The organism is Mycolicibacterium septicum DSM 44393 (assembly GCF_000455325.1).
In the GTDB taxonomy this organism is placed as follows: domain Bacteria; phylum Actinomycetota; class Actinomycetes; order Mycobacteriales; family Mycobacteriaceae; genus Mycobacterium; species Mycobacterium septicum.
The window spans coordinates 2,847,543-2,862,766 of record NZ_HG322951.1 but is presented as its reverse complement, the minus strand read 5'-3'; the positions used below and the strand labels follow the sequence as shown (position 1 = coordinate 2,862,766).

At 67.7% G+C, this 15,224-nt stretch carries 16 protein-coding genes; 8 read left to right on the top strand and 8 right to left on the bottom strand.

Annotated features, from left to right (window positions below; all coding sequences use genetic code 11):
- Window positions 1-6: 6 nt before the first annotated feature.
- The 3 genes from TX88_RS13485 to serA form a co-directional block, all read right to left on the bottom strand.
- Entirely contained in the window at window positions 7-621 is a 615-nt protein-coding gene (locus tag TX88_RS13485) for a dihydrofolate reductase family protein (protein ID WP_044517460.1), read from the bottom strand.
- Window positions 622-740: 119 nt separating this feature from the next.
- The gene (locus TX88_RS13480; protein ID WP_044517458.1) at window positions 741-1,751 is read right to left on the bottom strand and encodes a 3-isopropylmalate dehydrogenase; all 1,011 of its coding nucleotides are present in this window, start codon (window positions 1,749-1,751) and stop codon (window positions 741-743) included.
- Window positions 1,748-3,334 (bottom strand): phosphoglycerate dehydrogenase, encoded by a 1,587-nt coding sequence (gene serA / locus TX88_RS13475; protein WP_044517456.1) that lies wholly within the window; start codon window positions 3,332-3,334, stop codon window positions 1,748-1,750. The genes TX88_RS13480 and serA overlap by 4 nt, the downstream gene beginning before the upstream one ends.
- Window positions 3,335-3,394: 60 nt before the next feature.
- Here serA and TX88_RS13470 point away from each other — a divergent pair, with 60 nt between their 5' ends.
- The 5 genes from TX88_RS13470 to TX88_RS13450 all read left to right on the top strand — a co-directional run bounded on the left by TX88_RS13470 (window position 3,395) and on the right by TX88_RS13450 (window position 6,648).
- Window positions 3,395-4,825, top strand: coding sequence for a phytoene desaturase family protein (locus TX88_RS13470; protein ID WP_110918068.1), 1,431 nt, complete (start codon window positions 3,395-3,397; stop codon window positions 4,823-4,825).
- Window positions 4,822-5,433: an NAD(P)H:quinone oxidoreductase gene (gene wrbA, locus TX88_RS13465; protein WP_044517453.1), complete on the top strand. Its 612-nt coding sequence runs from the start codon at window positions 4,822-4,824 to the stop codon at window positions 5,431-5,433. The genes TX88_RS13470 and wrbA overlap by 4 nt, the downstream gene beginning before the upstream one ends.
- A gap of 108 nt (window positions 5,434-5,541) precedes the next feature.
- Window positions 5,542-5,811, top strand: coding sequence for a hypothetical protein (locus TX88_RS13460; protein WP_162563135.1), 270 nt, complete (start codon window positions 5,542-5,544; stop codon window positions 5,809-5,811).
- 109 nt (window positions 5,812-5,920) lie between these two features.
- Window positions 5,921-6,256: a hypothetical protein gene (locus TX88_RS34240; protein ID WP_162563134.1), complete on the top strand. Its 336-nt coding sequence runs from the start codon at window positions 5,921-5,923 to the stop codon at window positions 6,254-6,256.
- Between the two features lie 53 nt (window positions 6,257-6,309).
- Window positions 6,310-6,648: a hypothetical protein gene (locus TX88_RS13450; RefSeq protein ID WP_044517449.1), complete on the top strand. Its 339-nt coding sequence runs from the start codon at window positions 6,310-6,312 to the stop codon at window positions 6,646-6,648.
- Window positions 6,649-6,720: 72 nt separating this feature from the next.
- On the opposite strand, the gene ilvC is transcribed toward TX88_RS13450, so the two are convergent.
- The 3 genes from ilvC to TX88_RS13435 are packed head-to-tail and all read right to left on the bottom strand — an operon-like array spanning window position 6,721 to window position 10,164.
- A complete protein-coding gene (ilvC, locus tag TX88_RS13445) occupies window positions 6,721-7,734 on the bottom strand; it encodes a ketol-acid reductoisomerase (protein ID WP_044517447.1) in 1,014 nt (337 codons plus the stop codon).
- Window positions 7,735-7,789: 55 nt separating this feature from the next.
- Window positions 7,790-8,302, bottom strand: a complete 513-nt coding sequence (gene ilvN, locus TX88_RS13440; protein ID WP_044517446.1) for an acetolactate synthase small subunit — start codon at window positions 8,300-8,302, stop codon at window positions 7,790-7,792.
- Window positions 8,302-10,164 carry an acetolactate synthase large subunit gene (locus TX88_RS13435; protein ID WP_044517444.1) on the bottom strand — a complete coding sequence of 621 codons (1,863 nt, stop codon included), beginning with the start codon at window positions 10,162-10,164 and terminating at the stop codon, window positions 8,302-8,304. The genes ilvN and TX88_RS13435 overlap by 1 nt, the downstream gene beginning before the upstream one ends.
- Before the next feature lie 366 nt (window positions 10,165-10,530).
- Between TX88_RS13435 and TX88_RS13430 the strand changes: the two genes are divergently transcribed.
- Window positions 10,531-10,872 carry a PH domain-containing protein gene (locus TX88_RS13430; protein WP_044517442.1) on the top strand — a complete coding sequence of 114 codons (342 nt, stop codon included), beginning with the start codon at window positions 10,531-10,533 and terminating at the stop codon, window positions 10,870-10,872.
- A 14-nt stretch (window positions 10,873-10,886) separates the two neighbouring features.
- Here the strand turns inward: TX88_RS13430 and TX88_RS13425 are convergent, their stop codons facing one another.
- Window positions 10,887-11,729, bottom strand: coding sequence for a DoxX family protein (locus tag TX88_RS13425; RefSeq protein WP_044517441.1), 843 nt, complete (start codon window positions 11,727-11,729; stop codon window positions 10,887-10,889).
- 136 nt (window positions 11,730-11,865) lie between these two features.
- Here TX88_RS13425 and TX88_RS13420 point away from each other — a divergent pair, with 136 nt between their 5' ends.
- Both TX88_RS13420 and TX88_RS13415 read left to right on the top strand, forming a co-directional pair.
- On the top strand, window positions 11,866-12,987 hold the full coding sequence (locus TX88_RS13420; RefSeq protein WP_209446980.1) for a PQQ-dependent sugar dehydrogenase: 1,122 nt from the start codon (window positions 11,866-11,868) through the stop codon (window positions 12,985-12,987).
- A 101-nt stretch (window positions 12,988-13,088) separates the two neighbouring features.
- Complete coding sequence (locus TX88_RS13415) at window positions 13,089-13,748, top strand: TetR/AcrR family transcriptional regulator (RefSeq protein WP_044517440.1); 660 nt, start codon at window positions 13,089-13,091, stop codon at window positions 13,746-13,748.
- A 7-nt stretch (window positions 13,749-13,755) separates the two neighbouring features.
- Here the strand turns inward: TX88_RS13415 and gatB are convergent.
- A partial coding sequence (gatB, locus tag TX88_RS13410) for an Asp-tRNA(Asn)/Glu-tRNA(Gln) amidotransferase subunit GatB (RefSeq protein WP_044517438.1) occupies window positions 13,756-15,224 on the bottom strand: 1,469 nt, incomplete at its 5' end.

The following is a 15,224-nucleotide window of genomic DNA, read 5'->3' as shown; positions in this document are numbered from 1 at the left end:
TCACGCTCACTGGTCCCGTTCGCTCATGTCCCCCGTGCCCGGCGTTCCGTCGGCGAGGCCGTAGCGCAGGTACACGATGCCGCTGGGGCTCGCCGCGGGCGGTTGCAGCAGTGAGACATTGGAGGGCACCGCGCCACCGTCGAACACCTTCTTCCCCGCGCCGAGCAGGATCGGGTGCAGCCACAGGTCCAGACGGTCGAAGAGCTTCTCGCGCAGGAGCGTCTGGACCAGGTTCAGGCTTCCGACGACCTTCACATGTTCATGCTTGTCCCGGATCTCACGCACTGCGGCACCCAGGTCGGGGCCGAGCTGCGTGGAGCCGGACCACGAGAGATCAGGCGTGCCGCGGGAGGCGACGTACTTCGGGATGCTGTTGAACAGCCGGCCGAATTCGTCGGTCTGGTGCGGCCAGTGGGCGGCGAAGATGTCGTACGTCCGGCGTCCGAGCAGCAGCGCATCGGTGCCCTCGTAGGCGGAGCCGACCTGTTCGCCCGAGACCTCGTCGATCAGTGGCGCCTGCCAGCCGCCGAACGAGAACCCCTCGGGGTCTTCGTCGGGGCCGCCGGGCGCCTGCGCGACGAGGTCCAGGGTTGCGAACATTTCGATCTCGATGAGTCCCATGCCCATACAGACCTGTCGGCACCCGCGGATTCATCGCGGCCACATCGAGCGTGCGGTGAGAGCGTCGAGACATGCGAAACCGCGCTCTCACTGCACACCCGGCGCAGAAACTGCAGAAACTACAGCAGCGACAGGATCCGCTCGCCGACCTCGCTGGTCGAGAGCTTCGCGTCGCCGCGGGTGGCCAGGTGCTCGCCGACGGCCTTGTCGACCCGTGCCGCGGCATCGGTCTCGCCGATGTGGGTGAGCAGCAGCGCAACGCTCATCACCGCGGCGGTCGGATCGGCGATCCCCTGCCCGGCGATGTCGGGTGCACTACCGTGCACGGGCTCGAACATCGACGGGTTGGTGCCCGTCGCATCGATGTTGCCCGATGCGGCCAGGCCGATACCGCCGGACACCGCGGCGGCCAGGTCGGTGATGATGTCGCCGAAGAGGTTGTCGGTGACGATCACGTCGAACCGGCCGGGATCGGTGACCATGTGGATGGTCGCGGCGTCGATGTGCTGATAAGCAGTCTCGACGTCCGGGTACTCCGTACCGATCTCGTCGACGGTGCGCTTCCACAACGAGCCGGCAAACGCCAGCACGTTGTTCTTGTGCACCAGAGTGAGGTGCTTGCGCCGCGCGCGGGCTTTCTCGAACGCGTAACGCACGACCCGCTCGACACCGAACCGGGTGTTGGTCGAGACCTCGGTGGCGACCTCGTGCGGGGTGCCGACCCGGATCGCGCCGCCGGTTCCGGTGTAGGGACCCTCGGTGCCCTCGCGCACCACCACGAAATCGATCTCCGGGTCGCCCGCCAGCGGGCTGGAAACCCCGGCGAACAACCTCGACGGCCTCAGGTTCACGTGGTGGTCCAACGCGAACCGCATGTTCAGCAGCAGTCCACGCTCGAGCACGCCACTGGGCACCGACGGATCTCCGATGGCGCCCAACAGGATCGCGTCGTAGCCCTTGAGCTCCTCGACGAAGCCGTCGGGCAGGGTCTCCCCCGTCGCGTGGTAGCGACGCGCACCGAGGTCGTACTCGGTCCGCTCCACCCCGGGCAGCACCGCGTCGAGCACCTTCAGTGCCTCGGCGATGACCTCAGGACCGATGCCGTCACCGGCGATTACAGCGAGTTTCATGACAGGTCGACCACTTCCAGCGTCGTGGCGTCAACCGCGGTGGCGAGCGCGGAACGCACATCCTCGGGCACATCGGTGTCCAGCCGCAGCATGACGATGGCACTGTCGCCGTCGACGTCCTGGCTCAGCTGCGCGGCCAGGATGTTGACGTCGGCCCCGCCGAGCAGGGTGCCGATCTTGCCGAGCGCGCCCGGCTGATCGTTGTAATGGACGATGAGGTTGTAGCCCTCGGCCCGCAGGTCGAAGTTGCGTCCGTTGATCTGGACGATCTTCTCGACCAGCTGCGGCCCCGACAAGGTGCCCGCCACGTTGACCGCGCTGCCGTCGGCGTGCACGACGCGCACATCGACCACGCTGCGGTGGTTCAGGCTCTCGGTCGCCGTGCTGATCTCGGACGCCACGCCACGGTCGGCGGCCAGCGTCGGTGCGTTGACGAACGTCACCTGCTCGTCGACCACCGCGGAGAACAGGCCCCGCAACGCCGACAAACGCAGAATCTCAACATCTTCGGAGGCCAGCTCGCCACGCGCCTGCACCGACAGCGACACCGGCGCCGCATCGGACAGGGCACCGGCCAGCAGACCGAGCTTGCGCACCAGGTCCAGCCAGGGCGCGACCTCTTCGCCGACGGCTCCGCCACCGACGTTGACGGCGTCCGGCACGAACTCGCCGGCCAGCGCCAGCTTCACGCTGGCGGCCACGTCGGTCCCAGCCCGGTCCTGCGCCTCAGCGGTCGAGGCACCCAGGTGCGGGGTCACCACGACCTGGGGCAGCTCGAACAGCGGGCTGTCGGTGCACGGTTCGGTCGAGAAGACGTCCAGGCCGGCGGCACGCACATGGCCGCTGGTGATGGCGTCGGCCAGGGCCTGCTCGTCGATCAGGCCGCCGCGGGCGGCGTTGACGATGATGACGCCCGGCTTGGTCTTGGCCAGGTTCTCCTTGCCGAGCAGGCCGGCGGTCTCCTTGGTCTTGGGAAGGTGCACCGAGATGAAGTCGGCGCGGCCGAGCAGCTCGTCCAGCGGCAGCAACTCGATACCGAGCTGGGCGGCGCGGGCCTGCGAGACGTAGGGGTCGTACGCCACGATGTGCGCACCGAAGGCGGCCAGGCGCTGGGCGACGAGCTGCCCGATGCGGCCCAGGCCGACGACGCCGACGGTCTTGTCGAAGATCTCGACGCCCGAGAACGACGACCGCTTCCAGGTGTGATCGCGCAGGGTCGCGTCAGCGGCGGGGATCTGCCGGGCCGTGGACAGCAGCAGGGCCAGGGCGTGCTCGGCGGCGCTGTGGATGTTGGAGGTCGGCGCGTTGACAACGAGCACCCCACGGGCGGTCGCGGCGTCGACGTCGACGTTGTCCAGGCCGACACCGGCGCGGGCGACGATCTTGAGTTTGGGGGCCGCGGCGATGACCTCGGCGTCCACCGTGGTGGCGGAGCGCACCAGAAGCGCGTCGGCTTCCGGCACGGCAGCGAGCAGCTTCTCGCGGTCCGGACCGTCGACCCACCTGACCTCTACCTGGTCACCGAGGGCGGCGACGGTCGATTCCGCGAGCTTGTCGGCAATCAAAACAACGGGAAGACTCACGCGGACAGCCTAATGTGTGGGCCCTACCACAGCCGAACCGCGTGCGGTGTACTGATGGGCGTGGACGTCACAATCGTCGGCAGCGGTCCCAACGGCCTGTCCGCCGCGGTCATCTGCGCCCGAGCGGGATTGTCGGTACGCGTGATCGAAGCGCAGCCGACCCCGGGTGGCGGCGCCCGCACCCTGCCCGATCCGGAATTTCCCGGCGTCGGCCACGACATCTGTTCGGCGGTACACCCGCTGGCCCTGGCGTCGCCGTTCTTCGCCGCCTACGACCTGCAGGCCCGCGGGGTGCGCCTGGCCGTCCCCGAGATCTCCTATGCCAGCCCGCTGACCGACCGGCCCGCTGCCGTCGGGTACCGCGACATCGAGCGCACCTGCGCCGAGTTGGACTCCGGCGATTCCTGGCGACGACTGCTCGGGCCACTGGCCACCGATTGCGACGGCGTGGTGGGCCTCATCCTCGGCGACAAGCGCTCGATTCCCCCGTCGCTGGGCGCGGCGGCGCGCGTCGCACCCCGGCTCCTGGCCCAGGGCACGCCGTTGTGGCGGTCACTCAAAGGCGAGGACGCCCGCGCACTGTTCAGCGGTGTTGCCGCACACACGATTTCAACCATGCCGTCCCTGGTTTCGGGAGGCGCCGGGTTGATGCTGGCGACGCTGGGACACGCGGTGGGCTGGCCCATCCCGATCGGCGGATCCCAGGCCATCCCCGATGCGCTGATCGCCGATCTCACCGCACACGGCGGCGAACTGGTCCTCGGGCACGAGGTCACCGAGCCACCGTCAGGTGTGGTGCTCTACGACACCGCACCGACCGCGCTGTTGGCGATCTACGGCAAGACGCTGCCGTCTCGCTACGCCCGGGCGTTGAGCCGATACACCTACGGGCCGGGGGTCGCGAAGGTCGATTTCGTGCTGAGCGGCGAGATACCTTGGCGTGACCCGCGTCTGGCGCAGGCGCCGACGCTGCATCTGGGTGGCAGCCGCGCGCAGATGGCATTGGCCGAGTCCGAGATCGCGGCGGGCCGCCACGCCGAGTGGCCCATGGTGCTGGCCGCACTCCCCCATATCGCCGACCCGTCGCGCGTCGACGACGCCGGCCGCCGCCCGCTGTGGACCTACGTCCACGTACCCAACAACTCCACGCTGGATCTGGCCGAGACGGTGACCGGGATCTTCGAACGGTTCGCGCCCGGCTTTCGCGATCTGGTGGTCGCCGTACGCAGCGTGCCCGCGTCGCGGATGGACGAACACAACGCCAACCTCGTCGGCGGCGACATCGGTGTCGGCGGCAACAACATGGCCAGCGCGCTGCTGGGGCCCACCCCGCGGTTCGATCCCTGGACCACACCGATCCCCAAGGCGTACCTGTGTTCGTCGGCGACTCCGCCGGGCGGCGGCGTGCACGGGATGGCCGGCTTCTACGCGGCTCGCACCGTACTGAAACGCGAGTTCGGCATCACGGATCTGCCTAAGCTGGCGCCATGACCAACTCCGCGCCCAAGGTCGCCGTCATCTACTACTCCGCAACCGGCCACGGCACCACGATGGCTCAGCGGGTCACCGCGACCGCGGAATCCGCGGGTGCCGAGGTGCGCCTACGCCATGTCGCCGAGACCCAGGATCCGCAGTCGTTCGCCCACAATCCCGCCTGGACCGCCAATTACGAAGCCACCAAAGATCTTCCGACGGCCACCGGTGACGACATCGTGTGGGCGGATGCGGTGATCTTCGGCTCCCCCACCCGATTCGGTTCCGTCGCTTCGCAATTGCGCGCATTTCTGGACTCGCTCGGCGGCCTGTGGTCGCAGGGCAAGCTCGCCGACAAGGTGTACGCGGGGTTCACCTCGACCAACACCGCACATGGCGGGCAGGAGACCACGCTGCTGACGCTGTACGTCACGTTGATGCACTGGGGCGGGATCATCGTGCCGCCCGGCTACACCGATCCGCTGAAGTTCGTCGACGGCAACCCGTACGGCGCGAGCCTGATCGCCAACCACGACAACATCGGCGAATTCGACGACGCCACCTACGACGCGCTCGATCACCTGGCCCGCCGGGTGGTCGGTGTGGCTGCGCGGCTCGGTTCGTAGGGAGTCTGCGACGCGGTGACCCACTTCGCGTAAGGCGTCCACAGCCGGTCAGAGGCGCTCTACAGTGAGTTTGGTCGAGCCTTGCATTCAAATCGAGGGGGTGACGGGGTGTCCACTCGATACCTACACCGCGCGGCGACCACCTGCGGAGCCGCCGTTGCGTTGGTACTGGTCGTGTCGTGCGGCTCGGGGAAGCCGATGCGGAACATCGAAGAAGACGTCACCATCCCGCAGATGACGATCGGCGAGACGATAACGGGTGAGCCGCATGGCCCGGCCGGTGACACCGAGGCGCCGACGACCCCGCCCCGGACTCCGGAGACCTCCAAGGCCACGCCGCCGTTCACCACCCCGCCGCAGGTCGCCGTCCCGCACTGACGACGATGGCCAGTGTGACGTGCGTCACGTAAAGTCTTACTCAAGCGCTCATGTGCGAGTTGGGCAGATCTGACGGCGACGCGCAGGGCCACGACCAGGGGTGGCGATGATGGAGCACAAGGCAATGCGACTGAGGTCGGTTCTCGGTGGAGCCGCTGCGGCCGCTTCGCTGGCATTGGCGGGGCTGTTCGTTCCGGCGGGAACCGCTCTCGCCGCCCCGGGCGATCCCGGCGGTGGCGGCTACGTCAACGACCACGCCGGCGGCGCATTCTCGCGCGGTGACGCAGGCGGCGGATACGCGACCGGCGATGCCGGCGGCGGGTACGCACGCGGCGCGGCCGGCGGTGGATACGCGACCGGCAACGCCGGCGGCGCCTGGTTCAAGCAAGCGTGCGCGGACGCGGCAGAATCCGGCGGCCCGACGCCCATCGGCTGCGCCAGCTGATCTGACGAAAACTGCTGCGCTGCGCCGCTCCCACCGGCGCTTAGATTTGAGCGGTGAACACTGGCATCGCTCGGTTGGTGGGTTCCGTGCCACATACCGATCCGGTCATGAAGATCATCGCGGTCGGCGACATGAAGCTCTATCACGTGAGCCCGCCGCTGTGTGGCTACAACGTCGTCGCCGCCGCACAGACGATGTGGGCCATGCGGGCGCAGTGCATCCACCCGGACGGTCGGATCGAACCGGCCGAGCCCGACGACCCGGTGTCCACCGAGCTCTACGGCGTCGTCGGTGAAGCTCTACAGATCGACGGCACCGGGAAGCTTCCGGGCAGTGCCGACGGCAGGGACGTGGCCCGCACGCTGGCCGCGATCGGCTACCGACTTGTCTAGAACAGCCGAAAGGCCAGTTACTGCACGCATTTTCGATGCTCGCGTGCAATAACTGGCCAGTGAACGCAGCAGTTATGCCGTTTCGGTGATCGGCCGGTCGACCCAGCTCATCAGGTCGCGCAGCTGCTTGCCGGTGACCTCGATCGGGTGCTCGGCGTTGGCCTTGCGCAGCGCCTCGAGCTCCTTGTTGCCGCCCTCGACGTTGGCGACCAGGCGCTTGACGAAGGTGCCGTCCTGGATGTCGGTCAGGATGTCGCGCATGCGCTGCTTGGTGTCGGCGTCGATGACCCGCGGGCCCGACAGGTAGCCGCCGAACTCCGCGGTGTCGCTGACCGAGTAGTTCATGCGGGCGATGCCGCCCTCGTACATCAGGTCGACGATGAGCTTGAGCTCGTGCAGCACCTCGAAGTAGGCCATCTCCGGGGCGTAGCCCGCCTCGACCATGACCTCGAAGCCTGCCTTGACCAGTTCTTCGGTGCCGCCGCAGAGCACGGCCTGCTCACCGAACAGGTCGGTCTCGGTCTCTTCCTTGAAGGTGGTCTTGATGACGCCGGCGCGGGCTCCGCCGATGGCGGCGGCGTAGGACAGCGCCAGGGCCTGGCCCTCGCCCTTGGGGTCCTGGTCGACAGCGATCAGGCAGGGCACGCCCTTGCCGTCGACGAACTGGCGACGCACCAGGTGGCCGGGGCCCTTGGGGGCGACCATGCCGACGGTGACGTTGGCCGGGGCCTTGATCAGGCCGAAGTGGATGTTGAGGCCGTGGCCGAAGAACAGCGCGTTGCCGTCCTCCAGGTTGGGCTCGATGTCGTTCTTGAAGATCTCGGCCTGCGCGGTGTCGGGCGCGAGCACCATGATCACGTCGGCCCACTTGGCCACCTCGGCCGGGGTGTCGACCTCAAGGCCCTGCTCCTCGACCTTGACGCGGGACTTCGAGCCCTCCTTCAGGCCGACCTTGACCTGCACGCCCGAATCGCGCAGCGACAGCGAATGCGCGTGTCCCTGGCTGCCGTAGCCGATGACGGCGACCTTACGACCCTGGATGATCGACAGGTCCGCGTCGGCGTCGTAAAACATCTCAACTGCCATGCGAAATTATCCTTCTCTTTCTAGCTCTACAGCCGATTAACGCTACTTGACGTGCTTACTTCACTGCGCTGATACCACGTGGTCCACGCGAGACCGACACCATGCCCGACTGTGCGATCTCGCGGATACCGTAGGGCTCAAGGACCCGCAGCAGGGCCTCCAGCTTCTCCGCCGTACCGGTCGCCTCCACTGTCAGCGACTCGGTCGAAACATCAACGACCTTGGCGCGGAACAGGTTCACCGCTTCGATGACCTGGCCGCGGTTGGTCGCGTCGGCGCGCACCTTGATCAAGGCGAGTTCGCGGGAGACCGAGCTGTCGTCCTCCTGCTCGACGATCTTGATCACGTTGATCAGCTTGTTGAGCTGCTTGGTGATCTGCTCCAGCGGCGATTCCTCGACGCTGACGACGATCGTCATCCGAGACATGTGCTTCTGCTCGGTGGCACCAACCGCCAGGGACTGGATGTTGTAGCCACGACGGGAGAACAGCGTCGCCACCCGGGCGAGAACGCCGGGCTTGTCCTCGACCAGCACCGACAGGGTGTGAGTGGGGGTGGTGTTGCTCATCAGGCATGCCCCTCGTCGTCGTTTTCGTCGAACAGCGGCCGGATGTCCCGGGCCGCCATGATCTCGTCGTTGCTGGTACCGGCGGCGACCATCGGCCACACCTGCGCGTCGGCACCGACGATGAAGTCGATGACGACCGGGCGGTCGTTGATGGCCCGGGCCTGGTTGATGACGTCCTCGACGTCCTCGGGCCGCTCGCAGCGCAGCCCGACGCAGCCCAGCGCCTCGGCCAGCTTGACGAAGTCCGGGATCCGGCGTGAGTGCGTGGCCAGGTCGGTCTGGCTGTAGCGCTGGTCATAGAACAGCGTCTGCCACTGCCGCACCATGCCCAGGTTGCCGTTGTTGATCAACGCCACCTTGATCGGCGCACCCTCGATGGCGCAGGTGGCCAGCTCCTGGTTGGTCATCTGGAAGCAGCCGTCGCCGTCGATGGCCCACACCTCGGCCTCGGGGCGGGCGAACTTGGCGCCCATGGCTGCCGGGACGGCGAAGCCCATGGTGCCCAGACCGCCCGAGTTCAGCCACGTCTTGGGGTTCTCGTACTTGACGAACTGCGCGGCCCACATCTGGTGCTGGCCCACCCCGGCCACGTAGACCGCTTCGGGTCCGGCGATCTGGCCCAGCTTCTCGATGACGTACTCGGGGCTCAGGCTGCCGTCGCTCTGCGGGCCGTAGCTCAGCGGGTAGGTCGACTTCAGCCCGGACAGGTACTCCCACCAGCCGTCCAGTTTCAGTGCGGCGCTGGTCGTTCCGTCGCGGCGCAGCACCTCGATCAGATCGGTGATGACCGCCTTCACGTCACCCACGATCGGCACGTCGGCGTGCCGGTTCTTGCCGATCTCGGCGGGGTCGATGTCGGCGTGGATCACCTTCGCCTCGGGGGCGAAGGTGGACAGCTGGCCGGTGACCCGGTCGTCGAACCGGGTGCCCAGGGCGATCAGCAGGTCGCTCTTCTGCAATGCGCCCACCGCGGCCACGGTGCCGTGCATGCCCGGCATACCCAGGTGCTGCGGGTGGCTGTCCGGGAACGCGCCGCGGGCCATGAGCGTGGTGACGACCGGGATGCCGGTCAGCTCGGCCAGCTCGAGCAGTTCGGCACTGGCCTCACCACGGATGACACCGCCGCCGACGTAGAGCACCGGCTTGCGCGCCGCGGCGATCAGCTTGGCGGCCTCGCGCACCTGACGGCTGTGCGGCTTGGTGTTCGGCTTGTAGCCGGGCAGGTCCAGCTGCGGCGGCCAGGAGAAGGTGCACTGGCCCTGCAGGATGTCCTTGGGGACGTCGACGAGCACCGCGCCCGGACGGCCCGAGCTGGCGATGTGGAAGGCCTCGGCCATCACCTGGGCGATGTCGTCACCGTTGCGCACCAGGAAGTTGTGCTTGGTGATCGGCATGGTCATGCCGGTGATATCGGCTTCCTGGAAGGCGTCGGTGCCGATCAGGGCGCGACCCACCTGCCCGGTGATGGCCACGACCGGGATGGAGTCCATCTGGGCGTCGGCCAGCGGGGTGATCAGGTTGGTTGCGCCGGGGCCCGACGTCGCCATCATCACGCCGACCTTGCCGGTGGCGTGGGCATAGCCGCTGGCCGCGTGGCCGGCGCCCTGCTCGTGCCGAACCAGCACGTGGCGCAGCTTCTGCGAGTCGAACAGCGGATCGTAGACCGGCAGCACAGCGCCGCCGGGGATCCCGAAGACGATGTCGACGCCGAGCTCTTCCAGCGACCGGACGACCGCCTGGGCGCCGGTGAGCTGCTGCGGTGCAACCCGCTTGGGCTGCCCCGAATCTGATTGGGTCTTGGCTGCGCCATTGGCAGGCGCGGCTCCTGACCGGGCCGGCGGTCGCGTTGTCGGTGCGCTCACGATGTCCTCTTCACGGTTTGCGTCACGTTCCTGTTCAGGAATTTCAATTTTTCAATGGTTACGGCGCGCTTGTTGGGCAAATAAAAAACCCCCGTCAGCCGGCAGCTGTACGAGGGTGGCGCGTCGATGCGGTTTGCTATGCCCGGCAGAGGGCCAGCGCGGCATCAACGCGCCAACCAATTACTACGAGCAATCCGGGGGTCTGCATAGCACTTGACGGTAGCTGTCGTACAGGTTAAAGGTCAAATTGCTTCACGCGGGGCCGTCACCGGGTGACGGCCGGCGGGCCTGCCGACCCGGTGGTGCAAGGATGAACCTGTGAGCGCACGATCGGCAACCACCCCTGTCGTCATCCGGATATCGCCCATGGCGCACCTGGCAGTCGGCTTCCTGACGCTCGGCCTGCTGACCCTGGTTCTGAGCAATCCCACCCTGTTCTCGGTGCTGTTGGTGATCCCGGTTGCGTTGTCGGCGGCCATCATCCGGTACCGCACCACCGCCGATGCCGACACCGTCACCGCGCGGTCTCTCACGCGCAGCCGCACGGTGGCGTGGAGCGATATCAAGGGGCTGCGGTTCGACCGGTCGTCATGGGCGATCGCCGATCTGAACGACGGAACCGACCTGCGCCTGCCCGCCGTGACCTTCGCAACACTGCCGTTGCTGACCGAGGTGAGCGGCGGCCGCGTACCGAATCCGTACGCCTGAGCAGTTCCCCGCGATCAGCCGAGCGGGTTACCGCCGTTGAGGAACACCCAGATGGCGATGCCGCCGGCCACACCGAGCAGCAGCGCCACGAATGATCCGACGAACGGCCGCCGGGCCCAGCCACGACCGGCATCGAACCCGTAGCGACCCGGGCCGGTCAGGATGATCGCGGCCGCGGCCACGACGACGATCATCCGATATTCGGTGCCGTCGGTGATGACTTCCGAGAGCCGGGCCTGCTCGTGGGCGGCCATCGCCGTGGCGAGCACCCCGTTGATCAGGTAAGCCAGTGCGCCTGCCGCCGCGATCGGCGTGAACAGCCCCAGAACCAGCAGGACACCCGCCGCGATCTGGCCGCCGGTGGCGGCATAGGTCAGGATGTCGGCGTTCTTGAAGCCCATCTCACCCAGTGAGGTGTTGAACCCGTCCAGTCCCGGGCCGCCCCACCAACCGAATGCCTTCTGCAGGCCGTGGATGATCATCAGCCCGCCGAGAGCCACGCGCAGGATCAGCAGTCCGAGATCCTGGGTGCCCCGCCGCCCGGCAGCCTTGATGCGGTCGTCGACGAACTCGTCGCGCTCGATCTCGGCCGGCTCGGCCGCGAAGGGCCCCATCGGGGCGGGCCCGCCGGATTGCACATACGGCAGTGGTTCAGGGTCGGAGACCAGGCTGAATGCCCCCTGGTCGCCCGATTTGGCGTCGTAGCGCGGAATCGCGGTGGTTTCGAAGTCCCCGCCGTACGTCGCCGACGGCAGGTCGTCTTCCGGGTCGACCAGGCTGGCTCCGGCCGGCCTGGCGGAATCGTCCGAGTAACCCGGTCGTTGCCAGGCTTGCGGGTCCTGCGAGTGACTGGTCACAGCTGCCAGGGTAAGTGCAAGTTCGGTTCGATCCGGGTATTTACCCCGGCGCTTCTGCCTGGTATCGGGCTGCTATGGGAAGGACGTGCGGTCCCGACGTGGCGCGCACTGCCGAGGCATCCGTAATCTTGCGGGCATGAAATCGCGCCGGCGGATGACGGGGGTGGCCGCCGTTCTGTGCGCCGCGATGCTGGTCGGTTCGGGCTGTGCCCGATTCGACGCGGCCCAGTCCGAGCCTTTCACCACTGCACCGAAGATGGAGCCGGGGCCGACGACGACCCCGCCGCCACCGCCACCACTGCCGGCCAAGCCGTTCCCCAAGGAATGCAAGGCAACGGGCGTGATGCAGGGCTGCCTGGACAGCACCAGCGGTTTGATCATGCTCCCCGACAGCCAGTCCGCGCTGGTCGGTGAGCGGCTCACCGGCGCGGTCAAGCAGGTGTCGGTGAAGGCCGAGCCGAAGGTCAAGGTGATGATCCCCGTCGATCCGTCCGGCGACGGCGGCCTGATGGACATCGTGTTGTCGCCGACCTACGGCCAGGACCGGCTGATGTACGCCTACGTGAGCACACCGACCGACAACCGGGTGATCCGCATCGCCGACGGCGACGTGCCCAAGCCGATTCTCACCGGCATCCCCAAGGGCGCCAGCGGCAATATGGGGTCGCTGACCTTCACCAGCAAGACCACCCTGTTGGTGCAGACCGGCGATGCGGGCGATCCGGCACTGGCCGCCGATCCCGCATCACTGGCAGGCAAGGTGCTGCGCATCGAGCAGCCCACCACGGTCAACCAGGCCCCGGTCACCACGGCGCTCAGCGGACTTGGCGCCGCCGGAGCCATGTGTGTCGATGCGTCGGACGGCTCGCTCTACGTCACCGACCGCACTCCCAGCGCGGATCGGCTGCAGCGGATCACCAAGGATTCCAAGGTGTCCACCGTGTGGACGTGGCCGGACCGACCCGGCGTCGCCGGGTGCGCTGCGCTGGAGGGCACGGTGTTGGTCAACCTGGTCAGCTCCAAGAAGACCGTCGCCGTGCGGCTGGCACCCGACACCGGCGCGGTCACCGGCGACCCTGAGGTGGTCCGGGAGAACGTGCGCGGTCACGCGTGGGCGTTGCAGCTCTCCCCCGACGGCAACGTGTGGGGCGCGACGGTGAACCGGACGGCCGGAGATGCGGAGAGCTTCGACGACGTCGTCTTCCCGCTCTTCCCGCAGGGCGGCGGCTTCCCGCGCAGCAATGCCGACAACACCTGAGCCACAAGACATTTCGTTCTAGATCGCCCCTCCGGTCCCGACCGGAGACAGCCGTGGCGACGGGTCGAGATGCATACAACGCGCATAACGCGCCCTTAGAAATGGTTCGACTATCACGTACCATTGGCCGGGTGCCTGACCGCCAGCGCCGCAGATATGCACCGCGGCTACCGCGTGAAGAACGGCGCGAGCAACTGCTGGACGCGGCGATGACCGTGCTCCACGACTGCCCCTTGCACGAGCTGAGGATGGAGGCCGTCGCCGAGGCCGGCGGGGTCGGCAAACCTGTCCTCTACACCGCGTTCCGCACGCGCACCGAGTTGGTGACCGCCCTGCTCATCCGCGAACACCAGAACGGGCTGAGCCAGGTACTGAGCGCCCTGCCCAAGAAGCTGTCCGTCGCGGGCCCGACGGACGCCTACACCGCGACCGTCACCGGGTTCCTGCGTTGCGTGTTGGAGAACCCGACCCGCTGGCGGCTCATCCTCACCGTGCCCGACAGCGCTCCGCGGGACTACCGCGCGGCCGTCCGCAACGCCCGCAACCAGATCCTCACGCAGGTCGAGCAAATGGCGAAAGCCGGCATCGCGGTGGACCCCCGGCTGTCCACGCTGGATCCCGAGCTGCTCGGCCACACCCTGCTCTCGTTCGCCGAGATGCTCGGCCGCCTGGCCGTGCACGATCCGGACAACTACCCGCGCGAGCGGCTCGAGCAGTATGCCGCCGCGGCGATGACGATGTTCGCCGGTCCGATGAGCTGACGGGCGGTTACCCGCTCTGGCCGCACGCGGCCAGGACCAACTCACGAACCCGGGCGGCGTCCGCCGAGCCCTTGGTCGCCTTCATCACCGCACCGACGATCGCGCCGGCGGCCTGGATCTTGCCGCCACGGATCTTGTCGGCGACGTCAGGGTTGGCGGCCAGCGCCTCGTCCACAGCGGCCTGGATCACCGAGTCATCACGCACGAGCGCCAACCCGCGGTCGGTCATCACCTGCTCGGGTTCTCCCTCACCGGCCAGCACGCCCTCGATCACCTGGCGGGCCAGCTTGTTGGACAGCTTGCCGTCGTCGACGAGCTTGACCACGGCGGCCACCTGGGCCGGGGTGATGGGCAATGCCTCAAGCTCGACATCGGACTCGTTCGCCTTCTGCACCAGGAAGTTGCCCCACCAGGCGCGGGCGGCCTCGCTGGAGGCGCCGTGCCCGACGGTGGCTGCCACCAACTCGACCGCACCGGCGTTGACCAGGTCGCGCATCACCTCGTCGGAGATGCCCCAGTCCTCCTGAATCCGCTTGCGCGCCAACCACGGCAGCTCAGGGATGGTCTGGCGCAACCGCTCGACCAACTCGGCGCTGGGAGCGACCGGTTCCAGGTCAGGCTCGGGGAAGTAGCGGTAATCCTCCGCGGTCTCCTTGCTGCGCCCCGGCGAGGTGTAGCCATCCTCGTGGAAATGCCTGGTCTCCTGGGTGATGGTGCCGCCGGAATTGAGAACTGCTGCCTGACGGCGCATTTCGTACCGGACCGCAACCTCGACGCTCTTGAGCGAGTTCACGTTCTTGGTTTCGGTGCGGGTGCCGAACTCGGTGGCGCCGATCGGTTTGAGAGACAGGTTCGAGTCACACCGCATCGATCCCTGGTCCATCCGCACATCCGATACATCCAAGCCGCGCAGCAGATCTCGCAGGGCAGTGACGTAGGCGCGGGCGATCTCCGGCGCACGCGCCCCGGTCCCCTCGATGGGCCTGCTGACGATCTCGATCAGTGGAACGCCGGCGCGGTTGAAGTCGGCCAACGAGGTCGTCGCACCCGCGATGCGGCCGGTGTCGCTGCCCAGGTGGGTCAGCTTGCCGGTGTCCTCCTCCATGTGCGCACGCTCGATCTCGACGCGGAAGGTGGTGCCGTCATCGAGCGGCACGTCGAGGTATCCGTTGATCGCGATCGGCTCGTCGTATTGCGAGATCTGGTAGTTCTTCGGCTGGTCCGGGTAGAAGTAGTTCTTCCGGGCGAACCGGCCCCACGGTGCGATATCGCAGTTGAGCGCCAGGCCGATGCGGATCGCCGCCTCCACGGCCGCCTCGTTGAGCACCGGCAGAGAACCCGGCAGCCCGAGGCAGACCGGGCAGACCAGCGTGTTGGGCTCCGCACCGAACCGGTTGGCGCAGCCGCAGAACATCTTGGTGGCCGTGGACAGCTCGACGTGCACCTCCATGCCCATCACGGGCTCGTAGGCGGCGA

Coding starts and splice junctions, on each gene's coding strand:
- TX88_RS13485 (WP_044517460.1), bottom strand. CDS start 621: ATGGGACTCATCGAGATCGAAATGTTCGCAACCCTGGACCTCGTCGCG.
- TX88_RS13480 (WP_044517458.1), bottom strand. CDS start 1,751: ATGAAACTCGCTGTAATCGCCGGTGACGGCATCGGTCCTGAGGTCATC.
- wrbA (WP_044517453.1), top strand. CDS start 4,822: ATGACCAACTCCGCGCCCAAGGTCGCCGTCATCTACTACTCCGCAACC.
- TX88_RS34240 (WP_162563134.1), top strand. CDS start 5,921: ATGGAGCACAAGGCAATGCGACTGAGGTCGGTTCTCGGTGGAGCCGCT.
- ilvC (WP_044517447.1), bottom strand. CDS start 7,734: ATGGCAGTTGAGATGTTTTACGACGCCGACGCGGACCTGTCGATCATC.
- ilvN (WP_044517446.1), bottom strand. CDS start 8,302: ATGAGCAACACCACCCCCACTCACACCCTGTCGGTGCTGGTCGAGGAC.
- TX88_RS13430 (WP_044517442.1), top strand. CDS start 10,531: ATGGCGCACCTGGCAGTCGGCTTCCTGACGCTCGGCCTGCTGACCCTG.
- TX88_RS13420 (WP_209446980.1), top strand. CDS start 11,866: ATGAAATCGCGCCGGCGGATGACGGGGGTGGCCGCCGTTCTGTGCGCC.
- TX88_RS13415 (WP_044517440.1), top strand. CDS start 13,089: ATGGTTCGACTATCACGTACCATTGGCCGGGTGCCTGACCGCCAGCGC.